The sequence below is a fragment of the Fructobacillus tropaeoli genome, assembly GCF_001047135.2.
Taxonomy (GTDB): domain Bacteria; phylum Bacillota; class Bacilli; order Lactobacillales; family Lactobacillaceae; genus Fructobacillus; species Fructobacillus tropaeoli.
In genome coordinates, this window is record NZ_DF968085.1 from 63,117 (window position 1) to 75,044 (window position 11,928).

General features: G+C 46.3%; 9 protein-coding genes and 1 other annotated feature. Of the genes, 2 read left to right on the top strand and 7 right to left on the bottom strand.

The genetic code is table 11. The features are described from left to right. Nucleotides 1–70 precede the first annotated feature (70 nt). Together AOQ32_RS06715 and AOQ32_RS06720 are read right to left on the bottom strand one after the other, a co-directional pair. A complete protein-coding gene (locus tag AOQ32_RS06715) occupies nucleotides 71–1,027 on the bottom strand; it encodes an AEC family transporter (RefSeq protein WP_059394135.1) in 957 nt (318 codons plus the stop codon). 176 nt (nucleotides 1,028–1,203) lie between these two features. Then, a complete protein-coding gene (locus AOQ32_RS06720; RefSeq protein ID WP_059394136.1) occupies nucleotides 1,204–2,826 on the bottom strand; it encodes a malolactic enzyme in 1,623 nt (540 codons plus the stop codon). Between the two features lie 201 nt (nucleotides 2,827–3,027). On the opposite strand from AOQ32_RS06720, the gene AOQ32_RS06725 reads away from it, so the two are divergent. Beyond that, entirely contained in the window at nucleotides 3,028–3,945 is a 918-nt protein-coding gene (locus AOQ32_RS06725) for a LysR family transcriptional regulator (RefSeq protein ID WP_158531876.1), read from the top strand. Between the two features lie 2 nt (nucleotides 3,946–3,947). After that, nucleotides 3,948–4,853, top strand: coding sequence for a metal ABC transporter solute-binding protein, Zn/Mn family (locus AOQ32_RS06730; RefSeq protein ID WP_059394138.1), 906 nt, complete (start codon nucleotides 3,948–3,950; stop codon nucleotides 4,851–4,853). A 138-nt stretch (nucleotides 4,854–4,991) separates the two neighbouring features. Here AOQ32_RS06730 and argH read toward each other — a convergent pair whose 3' ends face one another. From argH to AOQ32_RS08675, 5 genes are all read right to left on the bottom strand, one after another. Continuing rightward, nucleotides 4,992–6,374 carry an argininosuccinate lyase gene (argH, locus tag AOQ32_RS06735; protein ID WP_059394139.1) on the bottom strand — a complete coding sequence of 461 codons (1,383 nt, stop codon included), beginning with the start codon at nucleotides 6,372–6,374 and terminating at the stop codon, nucleotides 4,992–4,994. 11 nt (nucleotides 6,375–6,385) lie between these two features. Further along, nucleotides 6,386–7,600, bottom strand: a complete 1,215-nt coding sequence (locus AOQ32_RS06740) for an argininosuccinate synthase (RefSeq protein ID WP_059394140.1) — start codon at nucleotides 7,598–7,600, stop codon at nucleotides 6,386–6,388. A gap of 118 nt (nucleotides 7,601–7,718) precedes the next feature. Further along, nucleotides 7,719–8,462, bottom strand: a complete 744-nt coding sequence (locus tag AOQ32_RS06745; RefSeq protein ID WP_059394141.1) for an amino acid ABC transporter ATP-binding protein — start codon at nucleotides 8,460–8,462, stop codon at nucleotides 7,719–7,721. Then, entirely contained in the window at nucleotides 8,455–9,918 is a 1,464-nt protein-coding gene (locus AOQ32_RS06750; protein ID WP_059394142.1) for an ABC transporter substrate-binding protein/permease, read from the bottom strand. The genes AOQ32_RS06745 and AOQ32_RS06750 overlap by 8 nt, the downstream gene beginning before the upstream one ends. A 58-nt stretch (nucleotides 9,919–9,976) precedes the next feature. Beyond that, nucleotides 9,977–10,204 (bottom strand) — a binding site (T-box leader). A 350-nt stretch (nucleotides 10,205–10,554) separates the two neighbouring features. Beyond that, on the bottom strand, nucleotides 10,555–11,928 hold a 1,374-nt coding region (locus tag AOQ32_RS08675; protein WP_059394143.1), incomplete at its 5' end, for an LPXTG cell wall anchor domain-containing protein.

Genomic DNA, 11,928 nt, shown 5'->3' on the forward strand with positions numbered 1-11,928 from the left:
AAAATTTAACCAATCAAAAAAACGCCCCTCTCAAAACTGAGAAAGGCGGGTTTTCTTACCGAAAGATATCTTATTTAAAGAGCATTGTCGCAATGGTATTCACGACAGGCACAATCACCACAAAGAGAATGGTTGATGTGGTGACGACGTTCGTGGCGTACTTCACGTCGCCATTGGCCTCATTGGCCAAGATTGGCAAAACAGCCAAAGCCGGCGTGGCAGCTTGCACTGCCAAAGTCTGAGCTTCAAGGTGTGGTAAGTGACCCAAAAAGCCGCCGGCAAAGACCAACAGTGTCAACATAACGGCCGGTGCAAAGATAAAGCGCCCAACTAAGGCAACAACCGTGTCCTTGTCAAAGTGAATGCTTTTTAAGCCAGCATCCGAAAGGACAATCCCAATGTAAATCAGGGACAATGGCGTGACCAAGTTACCAACGTAAGTCAGTGTTGACGTTGCAAAATCAGGAACTGGAATGGCCAAAAGTAAGAAGACCAAGGCCACCAAGAACCCAATCAATGGAGCGGGCAAAAGTTTCTTCCAATTAAAGGCCTTTTGTCCCTTATCCGGGCTATCATTGGCAATAATCAAAGCACCAATGGCCCAGGTTGAAATCGTGTTCATGACATAATAAACCAGGAAATAAGACAACGCCTGATTTCCAAAGAGCGCCACATTTAAGGGCAAACCAATAAAGATAGTATTGGCATTGACGACAACGTTAATAAACGTCCCTTTGCGGCCAGGACGGACCTTGAAAACATAAGCCAAAATGTAGGCAACTAGATAGCTGATGGCAAATGAGAGGAAGGCGTAAACCAATCCTCCAGACAAGGACACTAATTTATCACGTGTCAAAAACTTTAAGACCGACACAAAAATCGATGCCGGTAAGGCAATATTGGTAATCAAGCGGGAAATATTCCCGGCAAAACTATCAGCAAACCAGCCCCGCTGGCGCAAAATAAAACCAAGGGCAATCATCAAGATGATTGTCACAACACTTTCAATTGAATTCAAAAATGCCATAAAAAACTCCCTTCTACGGGTGGTGCCTGATCATTACAGCCCCATCCACTTCTCAGCGCTGCTAAGAGCGCTGATTTTCCATGAACTTCACTATTTTTAAAAAATTGTACATAAAAAAGGACTTTACGCCCTTTTCCATGTGTTGTTGCTTTGCTTTGTTTTTTGTAAGTTAAATCTTAGTACTTAGGTTCCCACTTCAAGTCTTCGATGGCCTTCTTCACGTCGGCGATCTCTTCCTTCGTGATCTTCTGGTCAACGGCTGACTGAGCAGTGGCGATAGCAACTGTCTCTGAGAAGACAGTCAACTTTGAAACTGGTGGCAAAACGGCTGCCCCTGGCTTTGTTGCATCAACGATACCACCCAATGAGTGAGCAGCGGCTGAAATCATTTCATCATTCAAAACCTTTGCAGTTGAGGCGATTGTTCCAAGACCAAGTCCTGGGTAAACCAAGGCGTTGTTAGCCTGACCGATTTCGTAAGTAACACCCTTGTATTCGATTGGGTCAACTGGGATTCCAGTGGCAATCAAGGCCTTACCATCAGTCCATTCAAGCAAGTCTTCTGCCTTTGCTTCGGCCAACTTCGTTGGGTTTGACAATGGGAAGATCACTGGGCGCTCAGTGTGAGCAGCCATTTCTTGCACGATTTCCTTCGTGAAGGCACCTGGTTGAGTTGAAGTTCCAACCATGATTGTTGGGTGAATTTCCTTCACAACGGCTGCCAAGTTTGTCAAATCAGCAGCGTTTGCAAATTCTGAACGTGAGCGGGCGAATGGCTTTTGTTCAGGAGTCAAATCATCCATGTCGTCGAAGAGCAAACCTTGCTTGTCCACCATGTAGATGTGCTTGCGAGCTTCTTCTTCAGACAAACCTTCTTGCAACATTTCTTCGAACATCCGGTTGGCGATACCTGCACCGGCTGAACCTGCACCGAATGTCAAGTAAGTCTGGTCAGACAACTTTTCACCAGTGATGGTCATGGCACCCAAAGCGGCTGCCAAAGTGATGATTCCAGTCCCCTGGATGTCATCGTTAAATGTTGTAATCTTGTCCTTATACTTGTCCAAGATAACAGCGGCGTTTGAACGACCGAAGTCTTCCCAGTGCAAGTACAAGTTAGGGAACAAGTTTTCAGCAGCTTCAACGAAGCTGTCAACAAATTCCGTATACTTTTCGCCGCGAACACGTTCGTGACGGTTACCCAAGTACATGTCGTTGTCCAACAATGATTGGTTGTTTGTTCCGTTATCCAAGACAACAGGCAAAACGTTTTCAGGGTTAACACCGGCAGCAGCCGTATAAACCATCAACTTACCAACAGCGATATCAACACCGTTCGTTCCCCAATCACCGATACCCAAGATTCCTTCGGCATCTGTGACAACAATCAACTTGATGTCACGACCATTGGCACCAGCCTTCAAGGCTGATTCCATAACGTCTGGTTCGTCGATTGACAAGTAAACAGCGTTTTGTGGGTCAACAAACAATTCTGAGTAGTTTTCAATCGTGTCAGCGATCACTGGATCATAAACGATTGGCATAAACTCAACCACGTGTTGTCCGAACAAGTAGTAGAACAATGTGTGGTTTGTGTTGAAGATTTCCATCAAGAACAAACGCTTTTCCAAATCAGAAGGCTTTGATTGGTATTGTGCGTATGCTTGTGCTGATTGTTCTTCCAAAGTTTGCACGCGGGGAGGCAAAAGACCGGCAACGCCGAGTTCCTTACGTTCTTCCATCGTGAACCCTGTTCCCTTATTCAAGAAGGGATTATTTAAAATCTCAATTGGTGTCATGAGATAGGCTCCTTTTTTCTTTGTTTTTTAACTCGAATCAAAGTTCGAATTACTTAACGCTGTTATTCTACAACCCATAAAAATTTATAGTCAAACAGGTGGCATACCCTCACTTTTCCCTATAGTTCATGAAGGGGGGTTGACAGATTTTGCTATAATGGAAGTAGGCTTGAATGTTAAGAATTGAATTTGGAGAAAACCTTGCGCATAACTGATTTACAATACTATTTAGCCCTCGCAACTTACCGAAACTTTTCTCAGGTTTCTGAGAAATTCGGAATTTCCCAGCCAACGGTGTCGCTTGCGATGCAACGGTTGGAAAAAGAGCTTGGCGCCAAGCTCATTTTGCGACAGGCAGCGCATAAAAACGTGACTCTGACCCACGCCGGCGAAGTTTTGCGACAACATGCTACCTTGATTGTGGAACAGTACCAAGTTGCCCAAACGGAGATCAAACGCGACAGTGAGGAATCACTTTTGATTGGTTTGCCACCCATTATTCAAGTTGCTTACTTTCCAGCCATTGCAACGGTCTTATCTGACGATTCACTCGCCCATTTGAAAACAGTTGAAGTTGGGGCCCAAGAGGCCATCGATCAATTAAAGAATGGTGAGCTCGACGCTTCCTTTGTCGGCTATCTCGATGACATCGATCAAAGCGAATTCAATTTAATCGCCTTTGACGAGCAGCCCTTTGCTATTTTGGCTGCCGACGACTACCCCTTGGTTCAAAAAGGGTCCGTGTCATTTGAAGAAATCAAAGACGAAAGATTCATCTTACTGAAAGGTAACTTCGTTCATACCCAGGCTTTCGACCAGTTGGCCCGAGCCGCCCATTTTCATGCCAACGTTTTGTTTAATTCCTCGGAACCCTATGGAATTCTAAGCCTGATTCGACAAAATCGTGGGATTGGCTTTATGGTCCACCACCCAGCGTTAACTTTCCCGGGTGTGACCGCATTGCCCATCACAGATGACGACCAGCCCATGTTTAAGGTCGGCTTTGCTTACCGAAAAGACATTGTCTTAACGGATGCGCAACAGCGGATTTTTGATGAGCTCTTGGCCGCCACCAAAATTGGACGGCCGGATCACAGAACACCCCCACTGGAGGAATGATGATGCAAAAGAAGAAAACAACCATCGTGGTCACAATCTTAGTACTGATTTTGGCCGTCGTTGGTGGATTAGTTGCTTGGCAAAGCAACAGTCAAAAAGATGACAAAAAATCTGACAAATTAACCATTGTCGCTTCAACGAACGTCTATGCCGAATTGGCCAAGACGGTTGCCGGCGACCACGCTGATGTTTCAGCCATTATTACCAAGCAATCCGTTTCACCGGAAGATTATGAACCAACCAACGCAGTGGCTAAAAAGGTTGCCAAGGCGGACATTGCCTTTGGAAACGGCTTGGGCTACGATGCTTGGTTGCAAAAATTAGCCAAGACATCGAAGTCAACGCAAGTGCTCTATGTTGGTAACGATATTTTGAACAAGAAGTCTGGTTCAAACCCCCACTTGTGGAATGATCCAGAAAACATGATTAAGGCCGCTCAAGGATTAGCTGACACACTCAGCAAGAAGGATCCAAAGCACAAGGCCGATTACGAAGCCAACGCCAAGGCCTACGCCACAAAGCTTAAGCCAGTGACCGACAAGATTGCCGAATTGAAGTCAGAAGTTGCCGGTAAGGAAGTCATGGAAACCGAGCCAGTTTACGAATACATGTTGGACGCCTTGGGCGCCAACGTGGTCGGCACTGATTTCGCCGAAGCCATTGAAGAAGGAAACGACCCTTCACCAGCCGTCTTGACGGATATCCAAAATAAGATTAAGAACCACGAACTCGCCTTCTTGGTTTACAACACGCAAACCACAGGCGGCACGGTTGATAAGATTGTCAAGTTGGCCAAGGATAACAACATCCCAATCGTTAAGGTGACAGAAACTTCGCCAGAAAAGACTTCTTACGTTGACTGGAAGCTCAGTGAATTGAAGCAGGTCCAAGAGATTGTTGCTAAGTAACAATCAGCAAATAAAAAGAGCGAAGGACGAAATCCTTCACTCTGATGAACACCGAACAATCCTGTTCGGTGTTTTTTTATTTGCCTGAATGAACGCAGCCACTGTGGCTAGCGGTTATTCTGAAATCATTGGCGACGCTTACCGTGTTGCCAGTAGCTCTTGTCCCCGACTGATTTCCTTGAGGACATTGGCAACGGCCGTGCCACCAAGAGAAGTCCGACGGTTAACGGCCGCCTTAGAGGTTAACTCTTCATAGACATCTTCTTCGATATGGTTATCGGCTGCCTGAAGGTCAGCCAACGACATTTCATTTAAGGTCTGTCCCGTTTGAATGCCCTTCAACACCAATTCACCAACAACCGCATGCGCCTGACGGAATGGCACACCCTTTGTGGCCAAGTAGTCAGCCAGTTCAGTGGCGTTCGAGAAGTCGTCTTTCGTAGCTGCTTCCATCCGGTCAGCGTGGACCGTCATCGTTGATAACATCCCCGTAAAGACCTTCACGGAGGCCAAAATAGTGTCCATCACCTCGAATGTGGCTGCCTTATCTTCCTGCATATCCTTGTTGTAGGCCAGTGGCAAGCCCTTCATAACCGTCAACAAGCCCATCAAGCTCCCAAAGACGTGCCCTGTCTTTCCCCGAACAAGTTCGGCAAAGTCCGCATTCTTCTTTTGGGGCATAATCGATGATCCAGTTGAGAAGTTGTCTGAAAGTTCAATGTAATTGAACTCGTAGGTCCCCCACAAAATCAGTTCTTCCGCCATCCGGGACAAATGCACCATCAAAATTGAGGCATTCGAGAGGAATTCGAGGGCGAAATCCCGGTCCGAAACAGCATCCAAACTATTGTGGTAGATGGCATCGAAGCCCAATTCGTCAGCGACCAGTCGGCGGTCAATTGGGAAGGTCGTGCCCGCCAAGGCAGCAGCGCCCAATGGGAGCATGTTCGTATGCTTTTCGTTGAATTCAAAGCGTTGAAAGTCACGTTGGAACATTTCGAAGTAGGCCAGCAGGTAGTGACCATAGCTAATGGGCTGGGCGTGTTGCATGTGCGTATAGCCCGGCATAATCACATCCGCATGCTTCTCGGCTAAGTCAAGGAGGGTCTGCTGCAATTCAGTGATAGCTTCCTTAACTGCTGGCAGGCGGTGCTTCACCCACAAATGGAAATCAGTTGCCACTTGGTCATTCCGTGACCGGCCAGTGTGCAACTTGCCCGCCACCGGCCCAATCTTTTTCGTCAGCAAGGACTCGATATTCAAGTGGATATCCTCGTTGGCAACGGAAAATTCCACCTTGCCAGCGGCCAAATCAGCCTGAATGTCGTGCAGGCCGGCGCTGATTTGCTCAGCTTCCTCAACCGAAATAATCCCCTGCTGACCTAACATTTTCACGTGGGCCAATGAGCCCTCCAGGTCTTCTTCTGCCAACCGGTAATCAAAGCCGATTGAGGCGCCAAATTCATCGACCCATTCTGCTGCTTTGCCGGTAAACCGGCCACCCCATAATTTATCGGACATTTGATTCTCTCCTATTTCTTTTGTTCTGAATGGACGTGGTTCACTTGCTCAAAGACCATGCTTGGCAATGACCACAACTTAATAAATCCACCGGCAGCAACTTGATCAAAGCTATCAGCTGCCGTATATGTGGCTAAGTTCTTGTTATACAGTGAGTTTTCCTCAGACTTCCGCGCAACGGCAACGGCTTGTCCCTTGTACAACTTCATCTTGACCGTACCGTTCACAACCTGTTGTGTCTGGTCCATGAAGGCCTGCAAGGCATCAAAGAGTGGCGTAATCCACAAAGCATTGTAAATCAGGTCCGTCACCTTCTGTTCCAACAAAGGCTTGTAGTGCGCAACGTCACGCTCCAACGTCAAGTCTTCCAAGTCCTTGTGAGCAGCCATAATCACGGCTGCGGCTGGTGCTTCATAAACTTCACGAGACTTAATGCCAACCAAACGGTTTTCAATCTTGTCAATCCGGCCAATACCATTAGCACCGGCAATCTGATTTAGCTTGACAATCAACTGAGCCAAGGTCATCTTTTCACCATCGAGGGCAACCGGCAAACCTTCTTCAAAGGTCAAGTCCAAGAATGTTGCTTCTTCCGGTGCGTCTTCTGGTGCAACCGTCATGCCCCAGGCATCATCGGGTGCGATGTTCCAAGGATCTTCGAGGATACCGGCTTCGTTAGCGCGGCCCCACAAGTTGGCATCGATTGAGTATGGTGATTGCTTACCGATTGGCACTGGGACGTTGTGGTCCTTGGCGTAATCGATTTCTTCTTCACGTGACCAGTGGAAGTCACGGATTGGGGCTTCGATGGCCAAATCAGGATCCAAGGCGTGGATGGCAGCTTCGAAACGAACCTGATCATTTCCCTTACCAGTTGAACCGTGGGCAATGGCATCTGCCCCGTTTTCATGAGCAATCTCAACTAATTTCTTAATAATCAATGGACGTGAAAGAGCTGAAACCAAAGGATAAGCGCCTTCATACAAGGCATTGGCCTTGATCACTGGTGCCACGTATTCGTTGGCGAATTCTTCCTTACCATCAACCACGATTGACTGGGCTGCACCAACTTGGAGGCCCTTCTTTTGGATTTCATCCAAATCCTTACCACCCTGGCCAACGTCCAAGACAACGGCGATCACTTCGTAACCCTTATCAATCAACCACGGAATGGCCACAGAAGTATCGAGTCCACCTGAATATGCCAATACAATTTTCTTTGTCATGTTGTTTCTCCTCTATTGTTCAATCAATTTCAATTGTTTTATGTGGGATAACAGCTTGAGCTGCGTATGAACCGCTAAACTGCTCATCCCACTTTTTCAATGGTTCCAACCAACCGCTTTAATCCACCAAAACCTTACTAATAAAGTCCTGGGTCTTTGGGTTTTGTGGGTGGTCAAACAGTTCAGCCGGTGTATTCTTTTCCTGAATCACGCCATCAGCCATAAACCAGATTTCATCGGCGACCTGCTTAGCAAAGTGCATTTCGTGGGTCACAACCACCATGGTCATATTACCGTCGGCCAATGACTGCATGACCTTCAGAACTTCGCCAACATTTTCGGGATCCAAAGCTGAAGTTGGTTCATCAAAGAACAAAACCTTAGGCTGCATTGCCAAAGCACGAGCGATGGCCACACGTTGCTTCTGACCACCAGACAAGCTGTTTGGGAAGGCATCGGCCTTATCAGCCAGACCAACGCTTGTCAGATATTTCATGGCCACAGCAGTCGCTTCTTCGTCGGACATGCCCTTTACTCGCATTGGAGCTAATTTTAAATTGGCCACAACCGACATATTAGGGAAGAGGTTAAAGCTTTGGAAAACCATGCCAATTTGTTCACCCAACTTGGCCAATTCCTGGTCAGACTGTTGAGCTAAATCGACACCGTTGAAATCAACAACACCGCTGGTTGGACGTTCCAGCTGGTTAATGCAGCGGAGCAAAGTACTCTTACCAGATCCGGAAGGGCCAATGATGCAGACCACCTGGCCGGCATCAATGTCGCCGTTAATGTCTTTAAGAACTTCATTGCCACCGAAGTCTTTTTTGAGATGTTTTACAGAAATTAATGGATTAGTCATGGTTCATCTTCCCTTCTAAGTAGTTCAATCCCCGTGTCAAGATAAAGGTCATCAAGAAGTAAATCACCATGACAACCACGATTGGTGCGATACCACGATAAGTGTCAGCACGGACGATGTTCAATTCGTAGACCAAATCAGTCACACCGATAATCGAAACAATGGAACTTTCCTTGATAACTGAGATAAATTCGTTACCCAATGCTGGCCAGATGTTCTTAAAGGCCTGTGGCAAAATAACAAAGCGCATCGTGTCTTTTTGGTTCAAGCCAAGACTCTTGGCTGCTTCCTTTTGTCCCTTATCCAATGAGGTAATACCACCACGGATAATTTCAGCAACATAGGCACCTGAGTTCAAGGAAACGGCAATGATACCGGCCGTCAAGGCTGGGATGTTGATCAAAGCACCAAGACCAAAGTAAACCAAGAGAATTTGAACCATCATTGGTGTTCCCCGGACAATTTCGATGTAAGAAATTGCTGGCCAACTCAAGATCTTAAACTTTGACATCTTCATCAAGGCCAAGATAATTCCTAAGATAATTCCAAAGGCAACTGAAACGAAAGCAATTAAAGTGGTGTTTAAGAAACCACTGTAGAAGTAGTGCCAGTAGCGAAGCATTGACGTGTCCACCGTGTTTTCGGACATGTTCTTACCGGCGTTCTTCAAGTAAGTCTTAATCCAGCCATGGTTCTCAATCTTATCGATTGACTTGTTGACTGCTGCTACCAATTCAGGGTTACCCTTAGCAAAGGCAATCGCTGCACCTGTTTGGTTGATGTCCAACTTGTAGCCGGAATCAATCATCTTCAAATCTTTGTCGTTGGCAACGTAAGCTTGGGCAACTGGCTTTTCAACTCCAACGGCTGCAACCTTGTTCGTCTTCAAGGCGAAAATCAGGTTTGGCGTCTTGTCCATTCCAACAACTGTAGCTCCTGAAATCTTTTGTTGAGCCAAGTCGTATTGCAAAGTTCCGGTTTGAGCACCAATCTTGGTTCCCTGCAAATCACTAGCATTCTTATACTTTGAAGCGTTTGTCTTGCTAATCAGGAAGCTTTGACCACCGTTGTAGTAAATCTTTGAAAAATCAACACTTTGACGACGTTCGTCAGTTGGGTTGATTCCCCCAATAGCCATGTCAACCTTACCAGTTTGAACGGCAACCAAGACGGAACTAAAGTCCATGTTCTTGATTTCTAATTTCACGCCCAAGTCCTTGGCAATCTGCTTAATGATGTCAACGTCCATTCCAACATCCGTTGAAGTGCCGTTTTTATTCATCTGGAATTCATATGGTGGATAATCCGGCGAAATCGCCACCTTCATCACACCCGCTTTTTTAATCTTTTGCAAGCCATCATCAGCGTGAGCCACTTGGGTCATGCCTAATCCGGCGACGACCAAAACAGTGATCGTGATGAATGCTTGTTGCAACCACTTTGTTATCTTCTTCATCTTCTCGTCCTCTTCCCTTTTTTCCTAACCAATAAAAAAACGCCCTTTAGTCTTTCGACTAAAGGACGTTCTGCACGCGGTACCACCTTACTTATACCCAAATAGGGTATCTCTCATTATTCGATCTAAAATTCAAATCGTCAGCTCTGTAATGGGAGCGCCCAGTATGGTTTTCATCGCATACAACTATAGGTGACGTTCATCTTCGTTTGTACGTGTTTCACACCAACCAACACTTCACTGAGCTACAAAACGGGGATTACTACTTCCTAATTAACGTTTTATTATTAGTTTTTGATAATTATAGCACTGACATCTAATCTTGCAAGGGGTTTTGCAAATTTTTTTCGTTTTATTCGGTCTTTTTGCCTAAAAACCCCAATTTTAAGGGAAATGATCATGTAAAAATATTTGATTATTTTAATTTAAAAGCGATTTATTAGAATATAGCATCCAAAAAGCACTTATTTGTCCCACCATTCTCTACTCTTATTTGTCCACTTCCTGATTTTTTATGCAAAGTAAAAACCCCAGAACTTGGAAAATCCAAATTCTGAGGTTCATACCACCATGGCTTTCGCCACAGTTATTGTTTGCACCCTTACCAATTACGAAACGAGTTCGCTTGGAAAGAGATTACTTTTCATCACGCTTGTTGCGCTTTGCAGCTGCAAACAATCCGAGGAATGAAGCAGCAAGTCCAAGAATAAGTCCACTGTTGTTAGCAGCAGTCGTTTCTTCACCAGTTGCTGGCAAGACACTTGACTTCGTTGCAGGAGTGACATTATCTGTTGTGGTTGTTGCAGTTGGTTCAGCTGAAGTTGCTGTTCCTTGTGCTTCCTTCTCCTTCAAGAGTTGATCATAAGCAAGGTCATAAGCCAAAACATATACAGGGTTTTGGTTGTTAGGAGCCTTTGCCCGACCATTCTTCACGTCATCTTGTGCTTGCAAGTATGCTTGGTTAGCTAAGTCGTAGCTTGCTTGATCATCAACAGCCGTCTTAGTATTGTTTTGCTTATCAGCAAGCAATGCCTTCACAGCTTGACCAGCAGCGTAACCCTTCAAATAGTTAGCATCATCAGGGTAAGCCTTAGCAGCACCATTAGCACCGTCATTCAAACCAGCAATTGTCCGTGCATAAGCTTGGTCATAAGCGGCTTTATCTGCGTCATCAAGGTTGGCGTCTTGACGACCCTTACCTGACAAAGCATCATCTTGTGCTGTGTTGTTTACCGTCGTGTAGTGCTTCAAACCGGCGTTGTATCCAGCCATGTAAGCTGCATCAGTTGACTGAGCTGGCTTACCGGCATTCGCATCGTCGAATCCTGCCTTGGCACGGTCGTAACCGTACTGACTAGCAGCAGTTGCTGTTGTTGGTGCGCTCTTGCCTTGGGCAAAGTCGGCAGCACCAGCTGTAGCTTCAGCGTCGGCCTTGGCCTTGGCTGCAGCGTAAGCTTGCTTGTAGATGGCACTCTTGTTCGTCAAATCAGTTGGTGTACCGCTTTGAGAACCGTCTTGGTAACCAGCCTTGGCACCAGCGGCAGCATCATCATATGCCTTGTTGTAGGCATCTTGATATGCTTGTGACTTGGTTGCCAAATCACTTTCCTTTGGTGCACCAGCAGCGCCATCCTTGGCACCAGCAATGGCACCATTGTAGGCATCTTGTGCTGCTTGAGGTGCATCCGCAGCTGGCTTCGTGTCAGTTCCGGCACCGGTATAACCAGTTTGGCTATCCTTGTATGCCTGGTAACCCTTCATGTAAGATGGGTCAGCCTTTTGGGCATCCGTTGGTTCCTTACCTGATTGTGCATCAGCTGCCGCATCGGTGTAACCCTTCTTAGCCGCATCGTAAGCAGCGGCTGCAGCCTTACCAGTTGGTGTCGAATCATCTGGGTGAGCTTGACCGTTAAGGAATGCTTGAGCACCATTATCGGCAGCCTTCTGAGCAGCATTATAACCAGTCATGTAGTTTGGATCAGCCTTCTGTGCATCCGTTGGTTGAGTACC

Excerpts from the sequence above, each read along its gene's own strand:
- AOQ32_RS06730 (WP_059394138.1), top strand. The coding sequence starts at position 3,948 with ATGCAAAAGAAGAAAACAACCATCGTGGTCACAATCTTAGTACTGATT.
- AOQ32_RS06715 (WP_059394135.1), bottom strand. The coding sequence starts at position 1,027 with ATGGCATTTTTGAATTCAATTGAAAGTGTTGTGACAATCATCTTGATG.
- AOQ32_RS06745 (WP_059394141.1), bottom strand. The coding sequence starts at position 8,462 with ATGACTAATCCATTAATTTCTGTAAAACATCTCAAAAAAGACTTCGGT.
- AOQ32_RS06720 (WP_059394136.1), bottom strand. The coding sequence starts at position 2,826 with ATGACACCAATTGAGATTTTAAATAATCCCTTCTTGAATAAGGGAACA.
- argH (WP_059394139.1), bottom strand. The coding sequence starts at position 6,374 with ATGTCCGATAAATTATGGGGTGGCCGGTTTACCGGCAAAGCAGCAGAA.
- AOQ32_RS06740 (WP_059394140.1), bottom strand. The coding sequence starts at position 7,600 with ATGACAAAGAAAATTGTATTGGCATATTCAGGTGGACTCGATACTTCT.
- AOQ32_RS06750 (WP_059394142.1), bottom strand. The coding sequence starts at position 9,918 with ATGAAGAAGATAACAAAGTGGTTGCAACAAGCATTCATCACGATCACT.